Origin of the sequence: Micromonospora sp. CA-246542, assembly GCF_050942905.1 — a bacterium.
Classification (GTDB): Bacteria; Actinomycetota; Actinomycetes; order Mycobacteriales; family Micromonosporaceae; genus Micromonospora.
The window spans coordinates 5,573,485-5,599,359 of sequence record NZ_CP192040.1 but is presented as its reverse complement, the minus strand read 5'-3'; the positions used below and the strand labels follow the sequence as shown (position 1 = coordinate 5,599,359).

At 71.7% G+C, this 25,875-nt stretch carries 26 protein-coding genes and 1 riboswitch; of the genes, 13 read left to right on the top strand and 13 right to left on the bottom strand.

From position 1 onward, the window contains the following. Window positions 1-121: 121 nt before the first annotated feature. Window positions 122-709 (bottom strand): ECF transporter S component, encoded by a 588-nt coding sequence (locus tag ACQP0N_RS25870; RefSeq protein WP_357133270.1) that lies wholly within the window; start codon window positions 707-709, stop codon window positions 122-124. A 77-nt stretch (window positions 710-786) separates the two neighbouring features. Then, a riboswitch (TPP riboswitch) is annotated at window positions 787-891 on the bottom strand. Window positions 892-999: 108 nt separating this feature from the next. Between ACQP0N_RS25870 and ACQP0N_RS25865 the strand changes: the two genes are divergently transcribed. From ACQP0N_RS25865 to ACQP0N_RS25845, 5 genes are all read left to right on the top strand, one after another. After that, window positions 1,000-1,830, top strand: coding sequence for an alpha/beta fold hydrolase (locus ACQP0N_RS25865; RefSeq protein WP_433114793.1), 831 nt, complete (start codon window positions 1,000-1,002; stop codon window positions 1,828-1,830). A 23-nt stretch (window positions 1,831-1,853) separates the two neighbouring features. Next, entirely contained in the window at window positions 1,854-2,660 is an 807-nt protein-coding gene (locus tag ACQP0N_RS25860; protein WP_433114791.1) for an aminoglycoside N(3)-acetyltransferase, read from the top strand. Next, window positions 2,657-3,433 carry a sugar isomerase domain-containing protein gene (locus ACQP0N_RS25855; RefSeq protein WP_433114789.1) on the top strand — a complete coding sequence of 259 codons (777 nt, stop codon included), beginning with the start codon at window positions 2,657-2,659 and terminating at the stop codon, window positions 3,431-3,433. The genes ACQP0N_RS25860 and ACQP0N_RS25855 overlap by 4 nt, the downstream gene beginning before the upstream one ends. Window positions 3,434-3,552: 119 nt before the next feature. Further along, a complete protein-coding gene (locus tag ACQP0N_RS25850) occupies window positions 3,553-4,056 on the top strand; it encodes a DUF6328 family protein (protein ID WP_433114787.1) in 504 nt (167 codons plus the stop codon). 104 nt (window positions 4,057-4,160) lie between these two features. Then, window positions 4,161-6,176 carry an acyl-CoA dehydrogenase family protein gene (locus ACQP0N_RS25845; RefSeq protein WP_433114785.1) on the top strand — a complete coding sequence of 672 codons (2,016 nt, stop codon included), beginning with the start codon at window positions 4,161-4,163 and terminating at the stop codon, window positions 6,174-6,176. A 246-nt stretch (window positions 6,177-6,422) separates the two neighbouring features. Here ACQP0N_RS25845 and ACQP0N_RS25840 read toward each other — a convergent pair whose 3' ends face one another. The 9 genes from ACQP0N_RS25840 to ACQP0N_RS25800 form a co-directional block, all read right to left on the bottom strand. Continuing rightward, window positions 6,423-6,590 carry a hypothetical protein gene (locus tag ACQP0N_RS25840; RefSeq protein ID WP_355051277.1) on the bottom strand — a complete coding sequence of 56 codons (168 nt, stop codon included), beginning with the start codon at window positions 6,588-6,590 and terminating at the stop codon, window positions 6,423-6,425. A 356-nt stretch (window positions 6,591-6,946) separates the two neighbouring features. Further along, on the bottom strand, window positions 6,947-7,555 hold the full coding sequence (locus ACQP0N_RS25835) for a hypothetical protein (protein WP_433114783.1): 609 nt from the start codon (window positions 7,553-7,555) through the stop codon (window positions 6,947-6,949). Window positions 7,556-7,637: 82 nt separating this feature from the next. Then, window positions 7,638-8,081 (bottom strand): N-acetyltransferase family protein, encoded by a 444-nt coding sequence (locus ACQP0N_RS25830; protein ID WP_433114781.1) that lies wholly within the window; start codon window positions 8,079-8,081, stop codon window positions 7,638-7,640. Next, the gene (locus ACQP0N_RS25825; RefSeq protein WP_433114779.1) at window positions 8,078-8,476 is read right to left on the bottom strand and encodes a Fur family transcriptional regulator; all 399 of its coding nucleotides are present in this window, start codon (window positions 8,474-8,476) and stop codon (window positions 8,078-8,080) included. Before ACQP0N_RS25825 ends, ACQP0N_RS25830 begins: the two co-directional genes overlap by 4 nt. Beyond that, window positions 8,473-8,772: an ArsR/SmtB family transcription factor gene (locus ACQP0N_RS25820; protein WP_282257156.1), complete on the bottom strand. Its 300-nt coding sequence runs from the start codon at window positions 8,770-8,772 to the stop codon at window positions 8,473-8,475. Before ACQP0N_RS25820 ends, ACQP0N_RS25825 begins: the two co-directional genes overlap by 4 nt. A 93-nt stretch (window positions 8,773-8,865) precedes the next feature. Then, window positions 8,866-9,732 (bottom strand): metal ABC transporter permease, encoded by an 867-nt coding sequence (locus ACQP0N_RS25815; RefSeq protein WP_396804154.1) that lies wholly within the window; start codon window positions 9,730-9,732, stop codon window positions 8,866-8,868. 2 nt (window positions 9,733-9,734) lie between these two features. Beyond that, on the bottom strand, window positions 9,735-10,496 hold the full coding sequence (locus tag ACQP0N_RS25810; RefSeq protein ID WP_433114776.1) for a metal ABC transporter ATP-binding protein: 762 nt from the start codon (window positions 10,494-10,496) through the stop codon (window positions 9,735-9,737). Then, the gene (locus tag ACQP0N_RS25805) at window positions 10,493-11,443 is read right to left on the bottom strand and encodes a metal ABC transporter substrate-binding protein (protein WP_433114774.1); all 951 of its coding nucleotides are present in this window, start codon (window positions 11,441-11,443) and stop codon (window positions 10,493-10,495) included. The genes ACQP0N_RS25810 and ACQP0N_RS25805 overlap by 4 nt, the downstream gene beginning before the upstream one ends. 54 nt (window positions 11,444-11,497) lie before the next feature. Then, window positions 11,498-11,755: a hypothetical protein gene (locus tag ACQP0N_RS25800; protein ID WP_433114772.1), complete on the bottom strand. Its 258-nt coding sequence runs from the start codon at window positions 11,753-11,755 to the stop codon at window positions 11,498-11,500. 29 nt (window positions 11,756-11,784) lie between these two features. Here ACQP0N_RS25800 and ACQP0N_RS25795 point away from each other — a divergent pair, with 29 nt between their 5' ends. The 4 genes from ACQP0N_RS25795 (at window position 11,785) to dusB (ending at window position 15,360) form a co-directional block, all read left to right on the top strand. Beyond that, on the top strand, window positions 11,785-12,126 hold the full coding sequence (locus ACQP0N_RS25795) for an antibiotic biosynthesis monooxygenase family protein (protein WP_007463893.1): 342 nt from the start codon (window positions 11,785-11,787) through the stop codon (window positions 12,124-12,126). Between the two features lie 23 nt (window positions 12,127-12,149). Continuing rightward, a complete protein-coding gene (locus tag ACQP0N_RS25790; protein ID WP_357133299.1) occupies window positions 12,150-12,629 on the top strand; it encodes a hypothetical protein in 480 nt (159 codons plus the stop codon). A gap of 114 nt (window positions 12,630-12,743) precedes the next feature. Beyond that, window positions 12,744-14,123 carry a glycine--tRNA ligase gene (locus tag ACQP0N_RS25785; protein ID WP_234587283.1) on the top strand — a complete coding sequence of 460 codons (1,380 nt, stop codon included), beginning with the start codon at window positions 12,744-12,746 and terminating at the stop codon, window positions 14,121-14,123. Window positions 14,124-14,268: 145 nt separating this feature from the next. Continuing rightward, a complete protein-coding gene (dusB, locus tag ACQP0N_RS25780) occupies window positions 14,269-15,360 on the top strand; it encodes a tRNA dihydrouridine synthase DusB (protein ID WP_433121815.1) in 1,092 nt (363 codons plus the stop codon). A 513-nt stretch (window positions 15,361-15,873) separates the two neighbouring features. On the opposite strand, the gene ACQP0N_RS25775 is transcribed toward dusB, so the two are convergent. Next, the gene (locus ACQP0N_RS25775; RefSeq protein ID WP_433114769.1) at window positions 15,874-16,533 is read right to left on the bottom strand and encodes a C39 family peptidase; all 660 of its coding nucleotides are present in this window, start codon (window positions 16,531-16,533) and stop codon (window positions 15,874-15,876) included. Window positions 16,534-17,286: 753 nt separating this feature from the next. Then, window positions 17,287-19,020 (bottom strand): beta-N-acetylhexosaminidase, encoded by a 1,734-nt coding sequence (locus ACQP0N_RS25770; RefSeq protein ID WP_433114767.1) that lies wholly within the window; start codon window positions 19,018-19,020, stop codon window positions 17,287-17,289. A gap of 259 nt (window positions 19,021-19,279) precedes the next feature. Between ACQP0N_RS25770 and ppdK the strand changes: the two genes are divergently transcribed. The 4 genes from ppdK to ACQP0N_RS25750 all read left to right on the top strand — a co-directional run bounded on the left by ppdK (window position 19,280) and on the right by ACQP0N_RS25750 (window position 24,634). Then, the gene (ppdK, locus tag ACQP0N_RS25765) at window positions 19,280-21,988 is read left to right on the top strand and encodes a pyruvate, phosphate dikinase (protein WP_433114765.1); all 2,709 of its coding nucleotides are present in this window, start codon (window positions 19,280-19,282) and stop codon (window positions 21,986-21,988) included. A gap of 156 nt (window positions 21,989-22,144) precedes the next feature. Next, a complete protein-coding gene (locus ACQP0N_RS25760; RefSeq protein ID WP_433114763.1) occupies window positions 22,145-22,498 on the top strand; it encodes a VOC family protein in 354 nt (117 codons plus the stop codon). Between the two features lie 49 nt (window positions 22,499-22,547). Continuing rightward, window positions 22,548-23,789 (top strand): deoxyguanosinetriphosphate triphosphohydrolase, encoded by a 1,242-nt coding sequence (locus tag ACQP0N_RS25755; RefSeq protein ID WP_433114761.1) that lies wholly within the window; start codon window positions 22,548-22,550, stop codon window positions 23,787-23,789. A 14-nt stretch (window positions 23,790-23,803) separates the two neighbouring features. Then, window positions 23,804-24,634, top strand: coding sequence for a siderophore-interacting protein (locus ACQP0N_RS25750; protein WP_433114759.1), 831 nt, complete (start codon window positions 23,804-23,806; stop codon window positions 24,632-24,634). A gap of 38 nt (window positions 24,635-24,672) precedes the next feature. On the opposite strand, the gene ACQP0N_RS25745 is transcribed toward ACQP0N_RS25750, so the two are convergent. Next, on the bottom strand, window positions 24,673-25,860 hold the full coding sequence (locus ACQP0N_RS25745; RefSeq protein ID WP_433114757.1) for a low temperature requirement protein A: 1,188 nt from the start codon (window positions 25,858-25,860) through the stop codon (window positions 24,673-24,675). Window positions 25,861-25,875: the final 15 nt, after the last annotated feature.

Genomic DNA, 25,875 nt, shown 5'->3' with positions numbered 1-25,875 from the left:
CCTCCTCCCGGATCGTCCCCCTGTTGATCAAGAGGTTCGCGTCAGAATTTCGCCTCGCGGTGACGCGAACCTCTTGATCAACGAGGCCGGGTCGGGCGGGACAGGGTCGGACGGGACAGCGTCAGACCAGCGCGCGGGTTCGGCCTGATGGGAGGCGGTCCAAGGCGCCGGTGTTGGCCAGAGCGCGGGTGAGCGCCCAGCCGCCGACGCCCGCGATGATCGTGGCGCTGACGATGGTGAGCAGCGCGTACGGGATGCGGTAGTCGCCAAGCGCGTACTCGGCGTTCCAGACGAAGAAGTCGAACAGGGCCGCGCTGAGGCCGGTCAGCGCGCCGGCCAGCACGGCGGTCGGCAGCCGGTACGACCGGTACCGGAAGGCGGCGAACGCCAGCTCGGCCCCGATGCCCTGCACGATGCCCTGCGGGATGACCGTGCCGGCCCACTGGCTGCCCAGCAGCGCGGACACGACCGCGGCCACCGTCTCGCAGTAGAGCGCGGCGCCGGGCTTGCGGATGACCAGCCCGCCGACCACGGCCGGCATCAGCCACACGCCGTAGATCAGCGTCTGGGCCGGCGGGAAGAAGGCGAACGCGCCCTCGGTGGCGCTCCAGACCAGGCCCCAGGCCCAGAAGATGACGCCGAAGGCGACGGCGATCACCGAGGCGACCACGATGTCGATCGTGCGCCAACGGTTGGTGGTGTTGTCCATGCTGTGCTCCCAGTTCAGTGAAACGAACCAGGAGAAGACGCACGCCGCGCGTCCGGTGGCACCGGACCCACGGCGCGGCTGGAGGTCGACCGAACTCCCTGCGCTGGCATTACCCAGATCAGGTTCGAGGGTCTGCGGGCGTGCCCGCACTCTCAGCGCTGTGCGCTCCCCTGTCGGATGTGAAGTTGTCTCGCTGACGCTAGCACCGACCAGGGGTAACAGCCCAGCAGGGCGTCCCCGCGGCCGGCGCATCCGGGTCGACGCGACGACGGCTGGGTAGGCTGACGATCATGCAGGTCGACGCGCGGAGTCTGACATTCGAGGTACGCACCGGCGGCCCGTCCGACGGCGTCCCCGTCCTGCTGCTGCACGGGTTTCCGCAGCACAGCGGCGAGTGGGACGAGGTCGTCCCGCCGCTGCACGCCGCCGGCCTGCGCACGTACGCCCTCGACCAGCGGGGCTACTCGCCGGGCGCGCGCCCCGCCGAGGTGGCGGGGTACCGGATTCCCGAGCTGGTCGCCGACGCGGTCGCGGTACTCGACGCGCTCGGTCTGGACGCCGTGCACCTCGTCGGCCACGACTGGGGCGCGGTCGTGGCCTGGGCGGTGGCCGCCGCGCACCCGCAGCGGGTCCGTACGTTGACGGCGGTGTCGGTGCCGCATCCGGCGGCCATGGCACACGCGCTCGCCACGGACGGCCAGCAGAAGGCCCGGTCGTCGTACATCGCGCTGTTCCGCAAGCCGGGCAAGGCCGAGAAGGTGCTGCTCGCTTGGCACGCGACAGCGCTGCGCAAGCTGCTGGGCGGGGTGGGCGACGCCACCCGGGTCAACCGCTACGCCGAGCCGATGCGCGAGCCGGGCGCGCTCACCGCCGCTCTGAACTGGTACCGGGCCATGTCCCGCGCCGACCTGGCCGCCGTCGGCCCGGTCGCCGTACCGACCACCTACGTGTGGAGCGACCGGGACGTCGCGATCGGCCGGACCGCCGCCGAGGCGTGCGCCGCCCACGTGACCGGCGACTATCGCTTCGTACCCCTGGCCGGGGTGAGCCACTGGATCCCGGACGCCGCGCCCGCCGCGCTGGCCGAGGCGGTCCTGGCGCGGGTCGCCGGGACGGCCTGAGCCGTGCCGGGCGGAGGAGAGCCGTGACCGTTCCCGTCGGCGGGCCGGGCACCCGCCGGTCGATCGCCGCGCAACTCCGGCTGCTGGGCGTACGCCCCGGATCGACGGTGCTGGTGCACGCCGGGATGCGTCCGCTGGGCTACGTCTGCGGCGGGCCGCAGGCGCTGGTGCTCGCCCTGCGTGACGCGCTCGGCCCGGACGGCACGATCGCGGTGCCCACCCACACCCCCGACAACAGCGACCCCGCGCAGTGGCGCAACCCGCCGGTGCCGGTGGACTGGTGGCCGCTGATCCGCGCCGAGATGCCCGGCTTCGACCCGGCGGTCACGCCGAGCCGCTACATGGGCGTCCTCGCCGAGACGGTCCGCTGCTGGCCGGGAGCACTCCGCAGCACGCACCCCCACGTGTCGTTCGCGGCGCTCGGCCCGACGGCCGAGCGGGTGGTCGCCGGGCACGCCTTGGCCGACATGCTCGGCGAGGTCTCACCGCTGGCCCGGCTCTACGACCTGGACGCCGACGTGCTGCTGCTCGGGGTCGACCACAGCGTCAACACCTCGCTGCACCTGGCCGAGTACCGCCGTCCCGCCCTCGTCCGCGAGCGACTGGGCGCGGCGGTGCGGACCGCCGACGGTGGCCGCGAATGGGTGTGGTGGCAGGACGTCCGGATCGACGGGAGCGACTTCGGCGCGCTGGGCCGCGACCTCGACGAAACGACGGTGGTCCGCGTCGGTCCGGTGGGCGCCGGGACGGCGAGGTTGGTACGCCAGCGGGCGGCGGTCGACTTCGCGGTGCGGTGGTTCGCCCGCAACAGACGGACGGAGGACGTATGACGGTTCGTGGTCAGTCACCTGGCGAGCCGGTGAGCGCCGAGGACTACCTGAGGGTGGTGACCGAGACGATGTCCCGGGTGGCCGCCAGCCAGGCCGAGGCCGTGGGCCGGGCCGCCGACCTGATCGCCGACGCGGTACGCGCCGACGGGGTGGTGCACGCCTTTGGCACCGGGCACTCGGAGGCCCTCGCCATGGAGATCGCCGGCCGGGCCGGCGGGCTGGTACCCACCAACCGGATCGCCCTGCGGGACCTGGTGCTGCTCGGCGGCGAGCCGGCCGACGTGCTCGGGCCGCTACTGGAACGGGACCCGGCGGTGGCGCACCGGCTCTGGGCGTTGGCTCCCGTACGGCCCTCCGACATCTTCGTGCTCGCCTCGAACTCCGGGGTCAACGGCGCGATGGTCGAGTTCGCCACGCTGCTCAAGGAACGGGGCCACAAGCTGGTGGCGATCACCTCCGCACAGCACTCCGGCCGGATGAGCTCCCGCCACCCGTCCGGGCGCAAGCTGGCCGACCTCGCCGACGTGGTGCTCGACAACGGCGCCCCGTACGGCGACGCGACGCTGCCGTTGCCCGACGGGGGCGCGGTCGGCGCGGTCTCCTCGATCACGGCCGCGCTGCTGGCTCAGCAGATCACCGTGGAGGTGGTGGCTCGGCTGCTCGCGGTGGGTGAGCGGCCCCCGGTCTACCTGTCGGCGAACATCCCGGACGGGGACGCGCACAACAACGCGCTGGAGGCCCGGTACGCCGGACGGATCCGTCGCGGTTCCTGACGTTGCCGCGCGATGAACGGCAGGTGTCGTGAGCCTGTTTCGCGCTCGGTCGTGTGGGGCATTGGCGTTGCTGCCGGCGGCCAGGACCGTCGGCAGTACCGTCTTACCGGAGGTAGCGCGTGTCCAAGGAGACCGAGAAGCAACGCTGGCAGCGCAACTTCGCCGATCTACTCCAGGAGTTGCGGGTCGCCCAGACCGGCGTGCAGATCCTCTTCGCCTTCCTGCTCACCCTGCCGTTCAGCAACGGCTTCACCCGGACCAGCGAGTTCCAGCGCGACGTCTACATCGTCGCCCTGCTTGCCGCGGCCGCCGCCACCGCGATGATCATTTCGCCGGTGGCGTTCCACCGGGCGCTGTTCCGCCAGGGGCGCAAGCCGGAACTGGTGCGGTTCGCGCACCGCATGGCGACCGGCGGCCTCGCCTTCATGCTGATCGCCATGGTCAGCGCGGTGCTGCTGATCACCGACTTCGTGCTGGACCGGCCGATCGCCTTCGTGTTGAGCGCGCTGGCCGGGCTCTGGTTCCTCGTCTTCTGGGTGCTCCTGCCGTTCGCCCGGCGCAACTGGGGTGACGACGACATCGACGACGAGGACGACGACCCGGAGACGCCCACCGTCGGCTGACCTCCGTCGATGTTCACGCCACGCTACCCCTGGGTAACAACCGGGGGTAGCGTGGCGTTAGTCGCACACGTTGAGCAGCCGCACCGAGCTTCGAGGGGGCAGCCGTGACCACGACACAGGACGGCCGACCGGCACCGGACGGCCCCGAATCCGGTCCTGCCCCCGAACCCGGTGCCTCGGCCGGCACCGCCGCGCCGCTGCCCGCCGAGGCGGGCCAGGTCTCCGAGAAGGAGGCCCGCAGGGTCGCCGAGGCCGCCCGCGAGTCCACCTGGGACCGTCCCAGCTTCGGCAAGGAACTGTTCCTCGGCCGGTTCCGGCTCGACCTCATCGACCCGTGGCCGCGGTCCGACCCGGACGACGTGGCCCGCGCCGAGGAGTTCCTCGACCAGCTGCGCTCCTTCATCACCTCCGAGGTGGACGGCGCGGCCATCGAGCGGGACGCCTCCATCCCCGACTCCGTCTTCCACGGCCTCGCCGACCTCGGCGCGTTCGGCATGAAGATCGACCGGAAGTACGGCGGCCTCGGGCTGAGCAACCTGCACTACTGCCGGGCCCTGATGCTGGCCGGCTCGGCCAGCCCGGCGATCGGGGCGCTGCTCTCGGCCCACCAGTCGATCGGCGTGCCGCAACCGCTGAAGATGTTCGGCACCGCCGAGCAGAAGCAGCGCTTCCTGCCCCGACTCGCCGCCGGTGAGGTCTCCGCGTTCCTGCTCACCGAGCCGGACGTCGGCTCCGACCCGGCCCGGCTCGCCACCACCGCCGAACCGACCGACGACGGCACCGGCTACCGGCTCAACGGCGTGAAACTCTGGGCCACCAACGGCACCGTGGCCACCCTTCTGGTGGTGATGGCCCGGGTGCCCGCCGCCGACGGTCGACGCGGTGGCATCACCGCGTTCGTGGTGGACGGTGACAGCGCCGGTATCACCGTGGAACGGCGCAACGAGTTCGTCGGCCTGCGCGGCCTGGAAAACAGTCTGACCCGCTTCCACGACGTGTTCGTACCCGCCGAGAACGTCATCGGCGGCGAGGGCAAGGGCCTCAAAATCGCCCTGACCACGCTGAACACCGGCCGGCTCTCGCTGCCGGCCATGTGCGTGGGCGCCGGCAAGTGGGCGCTGCACGTGGCCCGGGGATGGGCCGCCGACCGCGTCCAGTGGGGACGGCCGGTGGGCGAGCACGAGGCCGTCGCCCAGAAGCTCTCCTTCATCGCCGCGACCACGTACGGCATGGAGACCATGCTCGACCTGTGCTGCCTGCTCGCCGACGACGACCGCAACGACATCCGGATCGAGGCCGCGCTGGTCAAGCTCTACGCCAGCGAGATGGCCTGGAAGATCGCCGACGAGCTGGTCCAGATCCGGGGTGGGCGCGGCTACGAGACCGCCGACTCGTTGGCCGCCCGGGGCGAACGCCCGGCCAACGTCGAGCAGGTGCTCCGCGACCTGCGCATCAACCGGATCTTCGAGGGCTCCACCGAGATCATGCACCTGCTGATCGCCCGGGAGGCCGTCGACGCCCACCTGTCGGTGGCCGGCGACATCATCGACCCGGAGGCGGGGATCGGCCGCAAGGCCCGCGCCGGCGCCCGGGCGGGAGCGTTCTACGCGCGGTGGCTGCCGACCCTCACGGTCGGCAAGGGCCAGAGCCCATCGGCGTACGCCGAGTTCGGCCCCCTCGCCGGCCACCTGCGCCAGGTGGAACGCTCCTCGCGCAAGCTGGCCCGTTCGACGTTCTACGCGATGTCGCGCTGGCAGGGAAAGATGGAGCGCAAGCAGGCGTTCCTCGGGCGCATCGTGGACATCGGCGCGGAGCTGTTCGCCATGTCCGCCGTCTGCGTGCGAGCGACCGCCGAACGTGACACCCACCCGGAGAACGTCGAACTGGCCGACCTGTTCTGCCGGCAGGCCCGCGTTCGGGTGGACGCCCTGTTCGCCGCCCTCTGGGACAACACCGACTCGGTCGACACCGCCGCCGCCAAGCGGATCCTCGCGGGCCGCTACGCGAGCGTGGAGGAGGGCGTCGTCACCCCGTCCGCCGAACTGCCCTGGGTGGCCCGCTGGGAGCCCGGCCCGTCCACCGCCGAGGACGTCCGCCGCCGCATCCCCCCGAAGCCGTAACCCGCCGCGCGCTCGCGCCGGTCGCCGCTCGCGCCGGTCGCTGGTCGCGCCGGTCGCCGCTCGCGCCGGTCGCTGGTCGCGGCGCTCGCTGGTCGCGGCGCTCGCTGGTCGCGGCGCTCGCCGGTCGCTGGTCGCGGCGCTCGCTGGTCGCGGCGCAAGATCGTGCTCGATCCTGGATCTAGTGGCATCCGTCCGACGGCGAGGCCACTACTTCCTGGTTCGAGCACGATCTTGTGGCGTGGTGTGTCAGCGGGCGACCGCCCAGGCCAGCACCCCGGCCAGGATCAGACCGTTGAGCCCGGCCAGGGCGAGGTACGCCGCAGGTGGAATCTTCTTGCCCCGGCGGACGAAGGAGACCAGGACGGCGGCGTAGCCGAGCAGCAGTACGGCGATGACGATCAGGAAGTAGAACACCCGACGACCTTAACGGCCCCACCCTGGCGGACCCGAGCACCCACCACACCCCCAGTCGCGCCGATCTTGCACTTTCAGTCGCCGATTCAGGGTAATACGCCCCTTAAGTCACCACAGAAAGTGCAAGATCGCGGGCGATCGCCGCCCGACCTCTCGTCGATCACGGACTTGTGGTGCCCGTTTTCGGGTCTTGGCTAGCGTTTTGTTACCCACCGCAACTCCATGATCGACGGGGCGGGGCGGGGCGGGGCGGGGACATCGGCGCGGCGTAGGCAGGGACAGAGGCGCGGGCGGGGGTGGGGGTGGGGGTGGGGGTGGGGGTGGGGGTGGGGGTGGGGGTGGGGGTGGGGGTGGGATTAGCGGGCTTTGTTGCGGAGGCCTAGTTGGCGTAGCTCCAGCGCGGCCAGGGCGTCGACGGTGTCGTCGTCGCCGCGTCGCCACGCCTCGGCGACGTCGGGGGCGATCCGGGTGAGCCGGCCCAGCGGCTGGGTGGCCAGCGCGCGGAGCGCGAGCAGGTCTCGTCCGGCCGGGCCGGCAGCCAGCTTCGCGGCCGATCCGGCACGCCGCATCCAGCGCAGCCGCAGCGGTAGCCAACCGAAGAGCACCAGGCCGAGCGGGAAGATCAGCACCGCGACGGTGAGGGCGAGGGCGAGTTGGTCGACCAGGTGCTGCTGCTCCCGGCCGGCGTCGGCGAGCCCGCGGGCGGCGTCGGCGGCACGTTGGAAGGGCGCGGTCAGCTCGTCACCGACCAGCGGCACCCGGCGGACCTTGCCGCCGGCGTCGGCGAGGTTGTCGGCGAGGCCACTGCCCGCGCCCTCCAGCTTCTGCCCGGGTACGGCGAGCTTCTGCACCAGGTCGTGCAGCCAGAGGGCGGCGCGGATCGCGACGTACACCCAGACGACGACGAGCAGGTCGGTGAGCAACTGGCGGACGGCGGTCGGAAACCGATCGGCGTAGATCTTCACGCCGGACAGCGTGCCACGAACGGCTCCGGCCCGGCACCCGTCGATTCGGTGGCCGGACCGGACGGCGGGAGTCAGCCGTCGATCAGGCGAGCCGCAGGTCCACGAACGCGATGGTGTCGCCCGGCAGGACGTACCGATCGGTCTCGACGAAGCCGTGGTGGCGGGCGAACCGCAGCCCCTCGTCGTTGGACGCCAGGATGACGGTCTCGATGGTCTGCGCGCCCAGCTCACGGGCCCGGGCCAGCCCGCGCTGGTAGATCTGCTCCCCGTAGCCGTGCCGGCGGCTCCCGGGCAGCACCCGGGCGATCACGGTCGCGGCGTCGGGCGCCGGGGGGCGTACGGTCGAGCAGCCCACGGCCACCCCGTCGGCGTACGCGACCTCGAGGATGTGGCGCTGGGCGCGAGCGGCGATCTCGTCGGCGGACAGGGGCGCAGTCGGGATGATCGAGTTGTGGATGTGCTGCCAGTCGCGCAGCGCCGTCTCGGTGCCCGCGGACTGGACGGGAGTGAACCGAAGGCCCGTCATCGGACGCAGGCCGGGCAGGTGCCGAAGATCTCCATGGTGTGGCTGACGTCGGCGTACCCGTGCTCGGCGGCGACCCGGTCGGCCCAGCTCTCCACCGCCGGGCCGGCCACCTCGACCGTACGGCCGCAGACCCGGCAGACCAGGTGGTGGTGGTGGCCCTCGCTGCACCGGCGGTAGAGGTGCTCCCCGCCCGGTGGGCGCATCACGTCGATCTCGCCCGCGTCGGCCAACCCCTGGAGGGTGCGGTAGACGGTGGTCAGGCCGACCCGCTCACCGCGCTGCCGGAGCATCGCGTGCAGATCCTGGGCGCTGTGGAAGCCCTCCATCTCGCCCAGCAGCGCGCTCACCGCCGAGCGCTGCCGGGTGTTGCGCACGGCGGCGCCGCTCTCGCTCATGATCCCTCCCCCGCGTGGCTGACCGCGTCCGCCACGATGTGCGCGACGTGCTCGTCGACCAGGCTGTAGGCGATCTCCCGGCCTCGACGCGAGCCGCGCACCACGCCCGCTCCGCGCAGCACCCGCAGGTGCTGGGAGACCAGCGGTTGCGCTGCGCCCAGCTTCTCCACCAGCTCGTGTACGCACCGTTCGCCGTCGGCGAGTTCGCTGACGATGGCCAGCCGGATGGGCGCTGACAGGGCCCGAAGCAACTCGCTGGCTCCGTCGAAACCCTCGTAGCCTGTTGCGCTGGTCATCTTGCAACGGTAACCAATACCACCGACTTCCGCCGATCCGGCTCGGAGCGTGTGCCCAATGCCCCCGGCCGGCCGAGGGCTTTGACACACGCCCTAGTCCAGGACGACCTCGTGCGGCTCCACGGCCGGTACGAGCGCCGGCGCGGTGCGGCGGTGCAACCTCCGCCAGATCGTGCCGGCGACGGCCATCACCAGGAAGGAGGCGATGGCCAGCAGTACCACCGAGGCCCCGGGCGGGGTGTCGGCGCTGGCGGCCACCCAGACACCCGAGCCGGCGGCGAGGAACCCGAGCGCCATGGCGGCGGTCATCGTGCTGCGGAAGCCCCGGGTGACCTGCTGGGCGGCGGCCACCGGAACCACCATCAGCGCGCTGATCAGCAACACGCCGACGGCCCGCATCGCGATGGTCACCGTGACCGCGGTGGTGACCGCGATCAGCAGGTTGAGCGTGCGCACCGGGAGGCCGGAGACGCGGGCGTACTCCTCGTCGTGGCTGATCGCGAAGAGCGCCGGCCGCAGGGCGATCATGGTGATCAGGATCGCCGCACCGAGCACTCCGACGGTGATCAGATCGTCGGTCGAGGTGGAGAGCAGCGATCCGAACAGGTAGGCGTTGAGGTTGGCGCTCGTCGCGTCCGAGAGGCCGACCAGCAGGACGCCGCCGGCGATGCCGCCGTAGAAGAGCAGGGCCAGGGCCAGATCGCCGGAGGTACGCCCGCGGGCGCGGACCAGCTCGATGGCGATCGCGCCGACGGTGGCGACGATGACCGCCACCAGCACCGGTGAGCGGTTCAGGAGCAGGCCGGCGCCGACACCCGTCAACGCCACGTGGCCGATACCGTCGCCGATCAACGTCAGTCGGCGTTGCACCAGGTAGATGCCGAGCGCCGGAGCGGCCAGGCCGATCACCAGCGCGCCGATCAGGGCACGCTGCATGTAGGGGTACTGGAAGAGTTCCATCGTCAGTTGCTCCACAGCCCGGCGGGCTCGTCGGGACCGTGCGGGTGCACGTGGTCGTGGTCGGGCTCGGCGTGGTGACCGGCCGGGTCCGGAACCGGGCCGTCGTGACAGATGCCGCCCTGGTGGACGACGACCGCCCGGCTGATCACCGGTCGCAGCGGGCCCAGCTCGTGGGCCACCAGCAGCACCGTCCCGCCGTCGGAGACGAAGTCGCGCAACGCGCCCGCGAACGCCTCCTGGCTGGCCGCGTCCACCCCGGCGGTGGGCTCGTCGAGGATCAGCAGCTCCGGCTTGCCGGCCAGCGCGCGGGCGATCAGGGTGCGCTGCTGCTGACCGCCGGAGAGGGTGGACACCGGATCGGTGGCCCGGTCGTCGAGCCCGACCGCCCGCAGCGCCGCGTCGACGGCGGCCCGGTCGGCGGCGCCGGGAGGGCGCAGGATGCCCCGGCGGGCCAGCCGGCCGGAGGCCACCACCTCACGGACGGTGGCGGGCACGCCCGACCCGGCGCCGAGGCGCTGTGGGACGTACCCGATGCGCTGCCACTGGCGGAACTGGCGCAACGGCCGGTCGAAGAGGGTGATCGAGCCGGAGCTGAGCGGCACCAGGCCGAGGATCGTGCGGATCAGCGTGGACTTGCCGGAGCCGTTGGCGCCGAGCACCGCGACCACCTCCCCGGCGGTCACGGTGAACGAGACGTCCCGGAGTACGTTGCGGCCGTCGTAGCCGACCGCGCCGTGCTCGACGGCGATGACAGGGGTGCTCATGAGCAGCTCAACGCCGTCCGCAGGGTCTGCAGGTTGGTACGCATCACCGAAAAGTAGTCGGCGTCGCTGCCCGCAGCGAGTCCTTCGATCGGATCGAGCACCGCGGTCTTCGCGCCTACCTGACCGGCGATGGTCTCGGCGACCTTCGGGCTGACCAGCGCCTCGAAGAAGATCGTGGTGGCGTGGTGTTCCTTCGCCTCCTCGATGACCTGGGCGAGTCGCTGTGGCGAGGGCTCGACGTCGGGGCTGAGCCCGGTGATGCCGACCTGGTCGAGGTGGTAGCGGTCGGCGAGGTAGCCGAACGCGGTGTGGCTGGTCACGATCTCGCGTCGCTGGCAGTTCGCCAGGCCCTTGGTGAACTCGCCGTCGAGGGTGGTCAGGTCGGCCCGCAGGGTCGCGGCGCGGGCGGTGTAGTCGGCGGCGTGCTTCTCATCGACCGTGCCGAGCTGTTGGGCGAGCTTGTCGCCGATGGTGGCGAGCCGGATCGGGTCGAGCCAGACGTGTGGGTCCTTGGCGTGCCCGGGCCGCTGGTCGCCCTCCTCGTCGCCCTCGTGGTTGTGGCCGCCGGAGCTCGCGTCCATCAGCGGCTGCACGCTGGCCACGTCGAACACGGGTGCGTCGTCGTCCTGCGCGATCGCGTCGTCCACCGCGGGCTGGAAGCCCTTGAGGTAGACGATCAGTTCGGCTTCGGTGATCTCACCGACCTGGCGTGGGCTCAGCTCCAGGTCGTGCGGCTCGGCGCCCGGCTTGGCCAGGTTGGTGACGCGGACGAGGTCGCCGCCGACGCGCTCGGCGACGAACTGGAGTGGGTAGAACGCGGCCACCACGTCGACCCGTTGGGGATCGGCGCCGGCCGGGCCGCCGGTGGAGCAGCCGGTGGCGGCGCCCAGGGCGATCAGGGCGGTCGCGGCGGCGGCCAGGACGCGGGACGTGGTGCGGTTGCTCATGTCGCCAACTGTCCGTGGTAACGACAATGATTGTCAAAAACGCATGCTTGCATGTCAGAGCAGCTTCGCCAGGCCCACCGTCACCAGCAGAGTCAGCATCAGCACTCGGAGCACCCTCGTCTGCGGCGCCTGAACCGACCAGGTCGTCACCAACAGGGCGATCAGGGCGGCGGCGAGGGCCAGCGTCAGCAGGCCGCCGACCACTCCCGGCGTGAAGAACGCCACCAGCACCAGCACCAGGGTGAGCAGGAACACCGACGTCGGGTTCGCCCCGGCCAACCGGGCCAGCAGAGGGCGCTGCGTACGCTGCATCCCACAGACTCTACGAGGAGGAACCCCTGGTGCTGGTGACCAACCGGTTCGTGGTCGACGTCGATGTCGCCGACGGCTTCACCGAACGGGCGCACGCCGCCCTGACCGCGCTGGCCGCCTGCCCCGGCTACCTGCGCGGCCAACTGGTCCGGGCCCTGGACGACCCCCGGTACTGGTCCCTGGTCACCGAGTGGGAGTCGGTCGGCACCTACCGGCGGGCACTGGGCGCGTTCGAGGTCAAGGTGAGCGCGGTGCCGTTGCTCGCCGAGTCGGTGGACGAGCCGTCCGCGTACGAGGCGCTGGCCAGCGCCGCGCCGGGCGGAGCCGTGGTGGTCGCCGAGAGTGATCGGGCCGCAGGTCCTTACCGCTGAGACTCGGGCACTACCCTGCTCCTATGACCGCACCCGCCCCGCCGCCCGGTCCCGGTGTGGCTCCGCCCTTCGCCGCGCCTCCCACCGAGGGGCGTCGTACCCGGCTCTGGATCGGCCTCGGCGTCGGCGCCCTCGCCGTGCTGCTCTGCTGCGGCGGAGGTGGCACGGCCATCGTCGGCCTGGCCGTGAGCGGCGTGCAGGCGGTACGCGAGCAGGGCCGCACGGTGACCGGCGACTACTACCAGGCGCTCGTCGAGCGCAACTACGGCCGGGCGTACGACCAGCTCTGCGACGACGCGCAGCGGCGCGAGTCCCGCCCCGAGTTCGAGCGGCGGGCGGCCGCCGAGCCGCAGGTCACCGCGTTCCGGGTGGGTGAGGTGGACACCACCAACCTGACCGTGCCGGTGGACGTGACGCTGGACGGCGGCGACCGGGAGCGGCAGCAGGTCAGCCTGGGTCAGGACGGTCAGACCGGTGGCATGGAGGTCTGCGGGGTGAGCTGACCCGCCCCCGGTATTCTGCTGGGCTCGGGGCGACGGTGGTCGTACCGTTGTTCCGAACCGACCGTTCCATCCACATCTCGCCCCCGCCGACCGCCAGCCGGCGTAGGAGGAAACATGCCAGCCGACCGTATCGACGCCGTCGTCAGCCTCGCGAAGCGCCGAGGCTTCGTCTTCCCCTCCAGCGAGATCTACGGAGGCACCCGGTCGGCGTGGGACTACGGTCCGCTCGGCGTGGAGCTGAAGGAGAACGTCCGCCGGCAGTGGTGGAAGACCATGGTCCAGCAGCGCGACGACGTCGTCGGCCTCGACTCCGCGGTGATCCTGGCCCGCAAGGTGTGGGAGGCGTCCGGCCACATCGCCGAGTTCGTCGACCCGCTCACCGAGTGCCAGTTCTGCCACAAGCGGTTCCGGGCGGACCACATCGAGGAGGCGTACGAGGCCAAGCACGGCCACGCGCCCACCTCGCTCGCCGAGGTCAACTGCCCCAACTGCGGCAACAAGGGCACCTTCACCGAGCCGAAGATGTTCAACGGCCTCATGAAGACGTACCTGGGCCCGGTGGAGAGCGACGAGGGCATGCACTACCTGCGCCCGGAGACCGCGCAGGGCATCTTCGTCAACTACAAGAACGTCGAGACGGTGGCCCGCAAGAAGCCGCCGTTCGGTATCGCGCAGACCGGCAAGTCGTTCCGCAACGAGATCACCCCGGGCAACTTCATCTTCCGGACCCGCGAGTTCGAGCAGATGGAGATGGAGTTCTTCGTCGAGCCGGGCACCGACGAGCAGTGGCACGAGTACTGGCTCCAGGAGCGCTGGAACTGGTACCTCGACCTCGGCCTCTCGGCGGACAATCTGCGCCTGTACGAGCACCCTGCCGAGAAGCTGTCGCACTACTCGAAGCGCACCGTCGACATCGAGTACCGGTTCCAGTTCGGCGGGACCGAGTTCGCCGAGCTGGAGGGTGTCGCCAACCGCACCGACTTCGACCTCTCCACGCACAGCAAGCACTCCGGCGTCGACCTGTCGTACTTCGACCAGACCAAGGGCGAGCGCTGGATGCCGTACGTCATCGAGCCGGCCGCCGGTCTGACCCGGGCGGTGCTCGCCTTCCTGCTCGAGGCGTACGACGAGGACGAGGCCCCGAACACCAAGGGCGGCGTGGACAAGCGCACGGTCATGCGGTTCGACCCGCGCCTGGCCCCGGTCAAGGTGGCGGTGCTGCCGCTGTCGCGTAACGAGGCGCTGTCACCCAAGGCGAAGGACCTCGCCGCGCTGCTGCGCAAGCGTTGGGTGGTGGAGTTCGACGACTCGCAGGCGATCGGTCGCCGCTACCGCCGGCAGGACGAGATCGGCACCCCGTTCTGCGTGACCGTCGACTTCGACACGCTGGACGACAACGCCGTGACGGTGCGGAACAGGGACACCATGGGCCAGGAGCGCGTCTCACTGGACCAGGTCGAGCGTTACCTGATCGAGCGCCTCCCCGGCTGCTGAGACGGTGGGCACGGGGCCCCGGCCGACGCGGAAAGCGCCGGTCGGGGCCCCGTACACTTGTGCGGTGACCGCCTCGACCGTTCCCGCGCTGCGCCCGTTGGCCCTCGGGCCGTACCAGGTGTCGCCGCCGGTGGTGCTCGCGCCGATGGCCGGGATCACGAACGTCGGATTCCGCCGGCTCTGCCGCGAGCAGGGCGGCGGCATCTACGTCTGCGAGATGATCACGACCCGGGCGCTGGTCGAACGGAACCCGAAGACGCTGCGCATGATCGCCTTCGGCGACGACGAGCAGCCACGCAGCCTTCAGCTCTACGGCACCGACCCGGAGATCACCGCCGCCGCCGTGCGGATCGTCGTCGAGCGGAACCTGGCCGACCACATCGACCTCAACTTCGGCTGCCCGGTCCCCAAGGTCACCCGGCGGGGCGGCGGCGCGGCGCTCCCGTGGCGACGCCGGCTCTTCGCCCGCCTGGTGCGGGCTGCGGTGGACGCCGCCGCACCCTCCGGCGTGCCGGTCACGGTCAAGATGCGCAAGGGCATCGACGACGACCATCTGACGTACGTCGAGGCGGGGCTCGCCGCGCAGGAGGCCGGCGTCGCCGCGGTGGCCCTGCACGGGCGTACGGCATCGCAGCGCTACTCGGGCACCGCCGACTGGGACGCGATCGCCACCTTGAAGCAGGCCCTCGACGTGCCGGTCCTCGGCAACGGCGACATCTGGGAGGCCGACGACGCACTGCGGATGGTCGCCCACACCGGGGTCGACGGTGTGGTGGTCGGCCGCGGCTGCCTGGGCCGGCCGTGGCTCTTCGCCGACCTGGAGGCCGCCTTCAACGGTCGGCCGGAGCGGCGGCTGCCCACCCTCGGCGAGGTGGCGTTGACCATGCGCCGGCACGCCGAGCTGCTCGTCGACCAGTTCGTGGCCGGCGCCCGCAACCCCGCCCGGGGCGAGCGCGACGGCTGCACCGACTTCCGCAAGCACGTCGCCTGGTACCTGAAGGGCTTCCCCGTCGGCGGCGAGCTGCGCCGTTCGCTGGCGATGATCGAGAGCCTGGCCCAGCTCGACGACCTGCTCGGCAAGCTCGACCCGGCGGAGCCGTTCCCGGTGGCCGCCCTGGGTCAGCCGCGCGGGCGTACCAACTCGCCGGGCAAGGTCGCCCTGCCGGACGGCTGGCTGGCCAGCCGGGACGACGACACCGTCCCGGAGGGCGCCGAGATGGACGACTCCGGCGGCTGACCCGCACCGGCTGACCCGCACCGGCTGACCCGCACCGGCTGACCCGCACCGGCTGGGCCGCACGGGCTGGGCGGCACGGGCTGGGCGGCGCGGGCTGGACCGTGGCCGCGAGTGGCCTACCGGCTGGGCGGCACGGGCTGGGCGGCGCGGGCTGGGCCGTGGCCGCGGGTGGCCTACCGAAGCCCCGGTCGGGCCATGCGTCGCGAGCTGCCGGTCGTGCCAGCCGACGCCGGCACTGATGTGGCTCCGATGGCCAAGGGGGACTTCCCTACCCGCGCCGCCGCGGGTCGGCTCGGTCGTCCAACCGTAACGCCGCAGATCTTGGACAGTTTCCGTTAGCTGCTAACGGAAACTGTCCAAGATCTGCTCACGCCCTGGGCAAGTGGGCTGAGGAACCGGGCCGTTCGGCGCGGGGCGGAGACGCGCTTCGCGGCCGAATGACCCCGGGCATGCCGACAAGGGCCGGACCCCGTGGTGGGGTCCGGCCCTTGTCGGTTGGTGTTGGTGTGTGGGTCAGCTGGTGGCGTAGCCGCGGGTGGCGATCCAGTCGGCGAGGTGCTCGACGGTGATGTCGTAGGCGGCGGTGTTCGGGTCGGCCGAGTCGGCGATCCGCACCACGTTGCCGTTGTCGCGGTAGCCCACGACGCTGATGTAGTGCCCGCCCTCGAACGAGTGGATACCACCGTCGGTGTCGGTGCTGGTGCCGGCGATGTTGGCGACCACGGCGCGGCCGTTGTCGACGGTCTTGACGATGTCGGCGCGCAGCTTGTCGGTCTGCGTGGCGTCGGCGTCGGGCTTGCTGATCTCGACGCTGTGGTAGGCGTCGGTCTTGCCGGTCTCCTTGTTCAGCACCGGGGTGATGTCGTTGATGCTGTTGGTGCCGGCCTCGGTGGTGCCCATCTCCTTGGCCATGGCGTCCACGCTGATGTCCTTGCCCTGCACGCTCAGGGCGTTACGGGCGGCGGCGGGGCCGCAGTAGTAGAAGTTCGGCTGAGCTTCGTAGCGCACGCCCAGCTGACGCTCACCCGCAGGCTTGCGGTCGGCCTGCGTCGCAGTGGCGGGCTTGGCCTCGGACGCGGCGTAGGCGGTGGTGATGGGGCCGGCGATGGCGCCGCCGGTGAAGGCGAGGCCAGCAGCGGTCAGAGCGGTCTTACGCATCAGATCGGTACGCATGATGGCGTGCTCCTCTGCATCGGGGGATACCGCAACGACACACAAAACGGGGGTCGTGTGCCGAGCGGGAAAGTTCACGGCGGGACGTGGCCCGGCGACCCGGCGAGGGCCTGCACGGGGGTGTCCCGGAGGGTGGTGCAACGGTCCGGGGTGGCGAATCATTCCGCCGACGTTCTTCCCGGACCGGGGGACGACCGGTGGTGCTCGGCCGTGCCGGGGTGTAACCGTGGCCGCCGGCGGAGTGTTCCCGGCGGCTGTCACACGGGCCGGGCCGGTGGTGCCGTTCGGCGGTGCGGGGTTGTAACCGTGGCGGCCGGGCGGGTGTTCCCGGCGGCTGCCGCGCCACCGAAGCCCGAGGCTCGCGGCGCCATGCCAGGTATAACGACCCCGCCGGGTCCCCGATTCCGCCCCCAGGGTGCCGCCGACCACGGGACGGCAATGCCGAATCCACCCAAACCACCCACCGGAAACGGACACCCGCCACCGCCGGGAGTTGATCCACACGCCATCGGCGATACCGGGGTATCCGAGCGCCCGGGACACCCCGGCATCGCCGAACCCGAGTGGATCACCACCGCGCGGCCCCACGGCACCGGATGATCGTGCTCGATCCAGGAAACAGGGGCCCTCACCCAGCCGGCGAGGCCACTACATCCAGGATCGAGCACGATCATGCCCGCCGAGTCATGCGTGCACGGTGTCCGTCGGTGGGGCGGCCCGCCGCTGACCGCAACTCCGGGGTGTGCCGCGCCGTCAGTGGGTTGTCGTGTCGTCCTGGGGCGCGCGGTGTTGGCGGGGGATCGTGGGGGTCGCCGGCCAGGGGATCTCGGGGCTGCGGTGGAAGGTGATCCCGGCGGTGGACCAGCGCGGGCCGTGCCCGGCCAGGCGATCCCGGAAGCCGGCCCAGTCGTGCGTCGCCCGGGGCGACCAACCCAGCTCGGCGATGGCGGGGAGCCGGGGGAGCAGCAGGAACTCGATGTCGGCCAGCGAGGTGACCGATTCGGTCCACAGCGGGGCTTCCACACCGAGGACCGCTGTGCTGGGCACGCCGTCGACGTGCGTGCCCGGATCCCAGTCGTACGCGCGGTGTACGTCGATGAGGCCGGCCCAGTCGTGCCCGATCGGGGTGTCCTCGGCGTACTTCATGTCCAGGTAGGCGTGGTTACCGGGGGAGACGATCAGTCGTGCGCCCCGCCGGACGGCGTCGGCGGTGGTGGGGTCGTCGGTGTTCGTACCCCACCACTGCAGGACCCGCCCGTCGACGTGTGCGGCCGGGGCGAGCTGGTGCCAGCCCACCACGGTCTTGCCCGTGTCGGCGACGAGTCGCTGCGCCCTCTCCACGAAGCCGGTGTAGACCCCGCCCTTGACCTTGAACGCCTCGTCGCCGCCGATGTGCAGCCACGGCCCCGGGGTGAGGGCGGCGACCTCGCTGAGTACGTCGGCGATGAAGTCGTACGTCTGCTCGTCGGCCGGGTCGACGTAACTGAAGCCGACCTCGGTGCCGGTGTACGGCGCGGGCGCGACCTTGTCCGGCGCGAGGCGCGGGTACGCGACGAGCGCCGCGTTGGTGTGGCCGGGCAGGTCGATCTCCGGGACGACGGTGACGTGCCGGGCGGACGCGTACGAGACGATCCGCCGGTAGTCGTCCTTGGTGTAGTGCCCGCCGGGGCCGCCGCCGACCTCGGTCGCCCCGCCCACGGTGGCGAGCCTCGGCCAGGAGTCGACGGCGATGCGCCAGCCCTGATCGTCGGTGAGGTGCAGATGCAGGTGGTTGAGCTTGTAGCGGGCCAGGTGGTCGATCACCCGCAGGACGTCCTCGACGGCGAAGAAGTGTCGGGCCACGTCGAGCATCGCGCCCCGGTACGGGAAGCGGGGGCGGTCCAGGATCGTGCCGCCGGGCAACGCCCAGCGGGCGGCCGCCGGGGTCGGGCTCTCCACGGCGGCCGGGAGGAGCTGCCGGAGCGTCTGGACGCCGTAGAAGAGGCCGGTGGCGGTCTCGGCGACGACGCGTACCGCGGTGGTGGTCACGTCGAGCCGGTAGCCCTCCGCCCCGAGGTCGGCGCTCTCGCCGGGGGTGGTGGGGAACGTCGTCGGGGTCGTGCCGGCCAGGGTGAGCGCCACCGTGCCGGCCGGCTCCGCCGCGAGGGTGTCGGCGACGGGCAGCGGGAAGCCGGTCGCCGGGCGCAGCAGCTGGGCCAGGTGGTCGGCCACCTCTCGGGTGCCCGGCGTAGCGGTGACCTGGATGGCCGTGTCCCCGTCGAGCACGAACGTCACCCCCGGGTCCGCTTCGGTCCGTTCCGGTGCCGGCACGACGTCGTCGAGGCGGACCGGCGGGGCGAGCAGGTCGTCACCGGCCGCCCGGGCGGCGAGCGCCGCCAGGTCACCGGCCTCCGGCTGGTGCGCGGGCAGCGCGATCCCGTCGGCGGCGGCGGGGTGAGGGGCGGTGCTCGGGTCCGGGGTGGGGGAGGAGATCGGGAGGGAGGACACGACGACGGCTCCGGAAGGGGTTATTTCGCGTTGGATATGGCAAAAGCGAGCTTCGGCAGAACCAGTGGCGTCAACAATACGAGGACCGGAGATATTGCGTGATCGTGCGCGTGGAAGCGTTCCCAAAAACCGGTACGAACGCGGATAGTCGTGATGGCTGTGCCTATTGTCACCGAACGGTCCCAGGTCACCCGATCTTCGCTTAACCTTCGCCCTGAACCTTCGTTAAGTGTCAATCCGGCGCGCGTGGGAGGCTCTGGTGGCAGCGCAAGAGACCGACGATCACAAGTACGTCTACGACTTCTCCGAGGGCAACAAGGACCTGAAGGACCTGCTCGGGGGCAAGGGCGCCAACCTCGCCGAGATGACCAACCTCGGCCTGCCCGTGCCGCCCGGCTTCACCATCACCACCGAGGCGTGCCAGGCGTACCTCGCGACCGGCCGGGAGCCCGACGGCCTCGCCGGTCAGATCGAGGCGCACCTGCGGGCGCTGGAGCGCGAGATGGGCAAGCGCCTCGGCGATCCGGGAGACCCGCTGCTGGTGTCCGTCCGTTCCGGCGCGAAGTTCTCCATGCCCGGCATGATGGAGACCGTCCTCAACGTCGGCCTCAACGACCAGAGCGTGGTGGGACTCGCCGCGCAGGCCGGCCAGAACGACCGCTTCGCCTGGGACTCGTACCGCCGACTCATCCAGATGTTCGGCAAGACCGTCTGCGAGGTGCCGGGCGAGGAGTTCGAGCACGCCCTCGACGAGGTCAAGAGCGCCAAGGGCACGCACAACGACCTGGACCTGGACGCGGACGACCTGCGCGGGCTCGTCGACGCGTACAAGAAGATCTTCGCCAAGCACACCGGACGGGAGTTCCCGCAGCAGCCGCGTGAGCAGCTCGACCTGGCGATCCGGGCCGTCTTCGAGTCGTGGAACGCCGAGCGAGCGGTGCTCTACCGCCGCCAGGAGCGCATCCCGGCCGACCTCGGAACCGCCGTCAACGTGGTGACCATGGTCTTCGGCAACCTCGGCCCGGACTCGGGCACCGGCGTCGCGTTCACCCGCGACCCGGGCAGCGGCGCGCAGGGCATCTACGGCGACTACCTGGCCAACGCCCAGGGCGAGGACGTCGTCGCCGGCATCCGCAACACCGTGCCGTTGCAGGAGCTGGAGCGGCTGGACAAGTCCTCCTACGACGAGCTGTTGTCGATCATGGCCCGGTTGGAGGAGCACTACCGGGACCTGTGCGATATCGAGTTCACCATCGAGCGCGGCAAGCTGTGGATGTTGCAGACCCGGGTCGGCAAGCGGACGGCCGCCGCCGCGTTCGTCATCGCCGGGCAGCTCGTCGACGAGGGCCTGATCGATGAGGACGAGTCGCTGCACCGGGTCAACGGCGCGCAGCTCGCCCAGCTCATGTTCCCCCGCTTCCAGCTCGACCACGAGTTCGACGCGGTCGCCACCGGCATCGGCGCGTCACCCGGCGCGGCGTCCGGCAAGGTGGTCTTCACCTCCGCGCGGGCCGTCGAGCTGGCCGCCGAGGGTGAGTCGGTGATCCTGGTCCGCCGGGAGACCAACCCGGACGACCTGAACGGCATGATCGCCGCGAAGGGCATCCTCACCTCGCGCGGCGGCAAGACCAGCCACGCCGCGGTGGTGGCCCGGGGCATGGGCAAGACCTGCGTCTCCGGCGCGGACGAGATCGACGTGAACGTGCCGGCGAAACGGTTCACCGTAGCCGGGCGGACCGTCACCGAGGGCGACGTCGTCTCCATCGACGGCACCACCGGCAAGGTGTACCTGGGCGAGGTGCCGGTCATGCCGTCGGAGGTCGTGCAGTACTTCGAGGGCAGCCTCGACGCCGAGCACGTCGACAATCCTCTCGTCCGGGCCGTACACCGGATCATGACGCACGCCGACGGGAAGCGGCGGCTGGCGGTCCGCACGAACGCCGACACCGGCGCGGACGCGGCCCGTGCCCGGCGCTTCGGCGCCGAGGGCATCGGGCTGTGCCGCACCGAGCACATGTTCCTCGGCGAACGGCGCGAGCTGGTGGAGCGGCTGATCCTGGCCCGCGCCGAGGGTGAGCGCGACGAGGCGCTGGCCGCGCTGCTGCCGATGCAGCGAGCCGACTTCGAGGAGATCTTCCGCGAGATGGACGGCCTGCCGGTCACCGTCCGGCTCATCGACCCGCCGCTGCACGAGTTCCTGCCGCCGCTGGAACAGCTCGCCGTCAACGTGGCGGTCGCCCAGGAGCGCGGCGAGGACGTGGCCAAGGAGGAGGCGCTGCTCGCGGCCGTCCGGCGGATGCACGAGGAGAACCCGATGCTCGGGCTGCGGGGCGTACGCCTCGGCCTGGTCATCCCCGGCCTGTTCGCGATGCAGGTCCGGGCCATCGCCGAGGCCGCCGTCGCGGTCGTCCGCGCCGGCGGCAGGGCCTGCCCCGAGATCATGGTGCCGCTGGTCGGGGCCGTGCAGGAGTTGGAGACGGTACGCGCCGAGGCCGAAAAGATCATCGCCGAGGTGGTCGGGGACAGCGGCGTCGAGGTGCTGATCGGCACCATGATCGAGGTGCCCCGGGCGGCGCTGACCGCCGGTCAGATCGCCGAGGCCGCCGAGTTCTTCTCGTTCGGCACCAACGACCTGACGCAGATGGGCTGGGGCTTCTCCCGGGACGACGTGGAGGGCGCGTTCTTCTGGCGCTACCTGGAGCTGGGCATCTTCGGCATTTCGCCGTTCGAGTCGATCGACCGGGACGGCGTCGGCCGGCTGGTGCGGATCGCCGCCGAGGAGGGTCGGGCCGCCCGCCCCGGGCTGAAGCTCGGCGTCTGCGGCGAGCACGGCGGCGACCCCGACTCGGTGCACTTCTTCCACGAGGTCGGCCTGGACTACGTGTCCTGCTCGCCCTTCCGGGTGCCGGTGGCACGCCTGGAGGCCGGCCGGGCGGCAGTGGAGACCGACGGCTCGGACAGTCGCTGACGCCGAGCGCCGCGGCGGCCGGGGACCACCCGGCCACCGTCGGCGCTCGGCACTCGCCGAAGCGGCGGGGGCGCGTCGATTGGCCGTGACGGGCGTAACCTTGGCTCGCTCGCAAACGGCTGATTGTGCACGCCGTCGAACGGGAAGGGTGACTGAATGACAAGCGTCTGGGAGAGCCTCACCGTCGATGCCCGTGATCCGGCCCGACTGGCCCGTTGGTGGGCCGAGGCGCTCGGCTATCAGATCATTTCCGATAAGCCGAGTGGCGTGGAGATCCGCCAGTCGCCGGATCGGTCCCCCACCATCTTCTTCGGCCCGGTCGCCGAGGGCAAGGTGCGAAAGAATCGGCTCCACCTGGACCTGCGCCCCACCAACCGGGAGGCCGAGGTCGAGCGCCTGGTCGACATGGGCGCCCGGCACGTCGACATCGGCCAGGGCGACGTCGAGTGGACGGTGCTGGCCGATCCGGAGGGCAACGAGTTCTGCGTGCTCCCTGAGCGCGAGGAGTGAGCCGGTTTTGCGAGCCCCGCAGTCGCGAACAACAGCGGCTCCCTGAGCAGTGAAAGAGCCCTGCGACCCGGCTGAGCGGCTGGTGACGGAGCCGCCCAAGGACACCGGCCACCGCCGGTCGCCGTACGAGCGTGATCGTGCCCGGGTGCTGCACTCGGCCGCGTTCCGCCGGTTGGCCACCAAGACGCAGGTGCACACCGCCGGCACCGACGACTTCCTGCGTACGCGGCTGACGCACTCGTTGGAGGTGGCCCAGATCGCCCGGGAGATGGGCGCCCGGCTGGGCTGTGACCCGGACGTGGTCGACGTCGCCGGGCTCGCCCACGACCTGGGGCACCCGCCGTTCGGGCACAACGGCGAGGCCGCGCTGGACCTGCTCGCGTCGCCCTGCGGTGGCTTCGAGGGCAACGCGCAGACGCTGCGGGTGCTGACCCGGCTGGAGGCGAAGGTGCTCGCCCCGGACGGGTCGTCCGCCGGGCTGAACCTGACCCGGGCGTCGCTCGACGCGATCGGCAAGTACCCGTGGCCGCGCCGCCCGGGGCAGCGCAAGTTCGGGGTGTACGCCGACGACACGGCGGTGTTCGAGTGGCTCCGGGCCGGTGCGCCGGGGGACCGGCGCTGCCTGGAGGCGCAGGTGATGGACTGGGCCGACGATGTCGCGTACTCGGTGCACGACGTCGAGGACGGCATCCACGGCGGGTACGTCACGCTGGGTCCGCTGCTCGCCGACGCCGACGAACGGGCCGCGCTCTGCGCCGACGTGGCCGCCACGTACTCGGGGGAGTCCTCGACCGACCTGGCCGAGGTGCTGGTCGCGTTGCTGGCCGACCCGCTGCTCGCTCCCCTCGCCGCGTACGACGGCAGCCATCGTGCCCAGGTCGCGCTGAAGGCGACCACGAGCGGGCTGACCGGCCGGTTCGTGTCGGCGGCGGTGGAGGCCACCGAGGAGCGGTACGGCCCCGGACCGCACCGCCGCTACGCCGCCGATCTGGTGGTGCCGAGGCGGGTCCGGGCGCAGTGTGCGCTGCTCAAGGGCATCGCCCTGCGGTACGTGATGCGGCGCAGCGGGTTCCGGGGTCGCTACGAGCGGCAGCGGACGATGTTGGCCGAACTGGTCGCCGCACTGGTCCGGCGGGCGCCGGACGGGCTCGATCCGATCTTCGCTCCGCTGTGGCGGGCCGCGCCCGACGACGACGCCCGGCTGCGCGTCGTGATCGACCAGGTCGCCTCGCTCACCGACCCGGCGGCGGTGAACTGGCACACCCGTCTGGTGGACAGCTCGACAACTTAGGCTAGCCTAACCGCATGACGGAACGTCCCAGGAACGTCACCTCGGTCCGGGTGCTGCGCACCGAACGACCCACCCCGCACCTGATCCGGCTCGTCCTCGGTGGGGACGAACTGGACGGCCTGCCGGTGGGCGAGTTCACCGACCACTACATCAAGCTGGTCTTCCCGCAGTCCGGTGTCGCGTACCCCGAGCCGCTCGACCTCGCCGCGATCCGCCGGGACATGCCCCGCGAGCAGTGGCCCCGGCTGCGCGCGTACACCGTGCGCCGGTGGGACCCGCGCGCCGGCGAGCTGACCGTCGACGTGGTGCACCACGGCGACGAGGGCCTGGCCGGGCCGTGGGCCGCAGCGCTGCGCCCCGGTGACCCGGTGCACTTCGTCGGCCCCGGCGGGGCGTACGCGCCGGACCCGGACGCGGACTGGCACCTCCTGGTCGGCGACGAGAGCGCCCTGCCGGCGATCGCCGCCGCGCTGGAACGGCTGCCGCTGGGCGCGCCGGCACACGTCTTCGTGGAGATCGCCGACCCGGCGGACGAGCAGAAGCTGCTCAGCCCCGGAGCGGTCACGCTCACGTGGCTGCACCGCGGCGAACGCCCGGTGGGCGAGGCGCTGGTCGACGCGGTGCGCTCGCTGGAGTTCCCGGCCGGCCAGGTGCACGCCTTCGTGCACGGCGAGGCAGCCTTCGTCCGGGACCTGCGTCGGCTGCTGCGCGGCGAGCGTGGCGTACCGCTGGACCGGCTCTCCATCTCCGGCTACTGGCGACGCGGCATGGACGACGAGGGCTGGCGTTCGTCGAAGCAGGAGTGGAACCGGCAGGTCGCCGCCGAGGAGCCGGCGGCCGCCTGAGCGTCGAGGAGCCGGCCGCCGCCTGAGCGTCGGTCGGCTCAATCCTCGGCCGTCGTGCTGAGTCGTCGGGTGAGCAGCACCGCGTACCCGACGACCGCCACCGAGAGCAGGGCCAGCATCAGCTTCGGCTCGTGCACCACCGTGGTGATCAGGACGGCCGAGCCGATGCCGTAGCCGGCGATGCCCAGGCGGCCGATACTCGGCCGGTTCCACACCCAGTGCAACGCCAGGCCGCAGAGCATCCAGACGGTGATCGAGGCCGCCAGGACGAGCCGCAGCTCCATCGGTAGCCGCACCACCGCGTCGTCGGCCAGCCGGACCATCTGCCCGAGCGCCCAGCCGAGCAGCAGCAGCGCCGCGCCGAGCGGGATGTGCAGGTAGGCGTACGTCTGGCCGCCGCGCAGCCGTCGCCGTGTCTCGCGGGTGGTGACGAAGGTGGTGTAGACCCACCAGACGGCCGCCGGCACCAGGAACGCCAGTCCGGCCGTCACGATCATGTGCGGCCGGGGATGGTCGGGCACCGCGAAGAGCAGGTTGGCCAGCGCGCTGCCCAGCACGATGATGGTGAACTGCCCGATCCGCTCGGGCAGGTGCTGGTCGTCGACCGGAAACCGGTTCAGCCAGCGCTTGCCCACCCACGGGGTGGCCAGCTCGATGATCATGGCGACGATCCACAACGTCGGCCGCGTGGATGCCGGGGCGGCCAGCGAGGCCAGCCAGATCAGCCAGCCCGACCCGAAGCCGCACAGGTAGATCGTGGTCACCGTACGCGCCTGCGGACTGGTCGGGCGGGCCCGCAGGTACAGCACGAGCAGCACACCCCGCACGACCAGGTAGCCCACCGGCAGGAGCACGCTCTCCGGCACCTCGTCCACCCCGAGCGTCATCGTGCCCGCGCCGACCAGCGCGACCAACACCAGGAGCCGGTGCGGTACGTCGTCCGGGTCGAAGCGGGTGTCGTAGAACACCTGGCCCAACCAGGCCCACTGGACCACCACGAACAGCCCGAGCACGGCCAGCACGGCGCTGGGCGACGGCGTGGGATCGTCGCCCAGCCGGCGTACCACCGCCGCCAGGGCGTACACGAAGATGAGGTCGAGGAACAGCTCCAACCAGGTCGCGTGCCGTTCACCGGTGTCGTCCGTCTGCGGACCCTGCCCGCGCATCCGCAGCCGACCGGACACCCATCGCGGCGGCCGGGGCCCGTTGGCGCGTACCCTGCGCATCTGGTCATGGTCCCC

Excerpts from the sequence above, each read along its gene's own strand:
- ACQP0N_RS25870 (WP_357133270.1), bottom strand. The coding sequence starts at position 709 with ATGGACAACACCACCAACCGTTGGCGCACGATCGACATCGTGGTCGCC.
- ACQP0N_RS25825 (WP_433114779.1), bottom strand. The coding sequence starts at position 8,476 with ATGAGCGAGAGCGGCGCCGCCGTGCGCAACACCCGGCAGCGCTCGGCG.
- ACQP0N_RS25790 (WP_357133299.1), top strand. The coding sequence starts at position 12,150 with ATGACCGCACCCGCCCCGCCGCCCGGTCCCGGTGTGGCTCCGCCCTTC.
- ACQP0N_RS25865 (WP_433114793.1), top strand. The coding sequence starts at position 1,000 with ATGCAGGTCGACGCGCGGAGTCTGACATTCGAGGTACGCACCGGCGGC.
- dusB (WP_433121815.1), top strand. The coding sequence starts at position 14,269 with ATGGCCGGGATCACGAACGTCGGATTCCGCCGGCTCTGCCGCGAGCAG.
- ACQP0N_RS25750 (WP_433114759.1), top strand. The coding sequence starts at position 23,804 with ATGACGGAACGTCCCAGGAACGTCACCTCGGTCCGGGTGCTGCGCACC.
- ACQP0N_RS25815 (WP_396804154.1), bottom strand. The coding sequence starts at position 9,732 with ATGGAACTCTTCCAGTACCCCTACATGCAGCGTGCCCTGATCGGCGCG.
- ACQP0N_RS25805 (WP_433114774.1), bottom strand. The coding sequence starts at position 11,443 with ATGAGCAACCGCACCACGTCCCGCGTCCTGGCCGCCGCCGCGACCGCC.
- ACQP0N_RS25830 (WP_433114781.1), bottom strand. The coding sequence starts at position 8,081 with ATGACGGGCCTTCGGTTCACTCCCGTCCAGTCCGCGGGCACCGAGACG.
- ACQP0N_RS25785 (WP_234587283.1), top strand. The coding sequence starts at position 12,744 with ATGCCAGCCGACCGTATCGACGCCGTCGTCAGCCTCGCGAAGCGCCGA.
- ACQP0N_RS25775 (WP_433114769.1), bottom strand. The coding sequence starts at position 16,533 with ATGCGTACCGATCTGATGCGTAAGACCGCTCTGACCGCTGCTGGCCTC.
- ACQP0N_RS25820 (WP_282257156.1), bottom strand. The coding sequence starts at position 8,772 with ATGACCAGCGCAACAGGCTACGAGGGTTTCGACGGAGCCAGCGAGTTG.
- ACQP0N_RS25810 (WP_433114776.1), bottom strand. The coding sequence starts at position 10,496 with ATGAGCACCCCTGTCATCGCCGTCGAGCACGGCGCGGTCGGCTACGAC.
- ACQP0N_RS25800 (WP_433114772.1), bottom strand. The coding sequence starts at position 11,755 with ATGCAGCGTACGCAGCGCCCTCTGCTGGCCCGGTTGGCCGGGGCGAAC.
- ACQP0N_RS25760 (WP_433114763.1), top strand. The coding sequence starts at position 22,145 with ATGACAAGCGTCTGGGAGAGCCTCACCGTCGATGCCCGTGATCCGGCC.
- ACQP0N_RS25745 (WP_433114757.1), bottom strand. The coding sequence starts at position 25,860 with ATGCGCAGGGTACGCGCCAACGGGCCCCGGCCGCCGCGATGGGTGTCC.
- ACQP0N_RS25855 (WP_433114789.1), top strand. The coding sequence starts at position 2,657 with ATGACGGTTCGTGGTCAGTCACCTGGCGAGCCGGTGAGCGCCGAGGAC.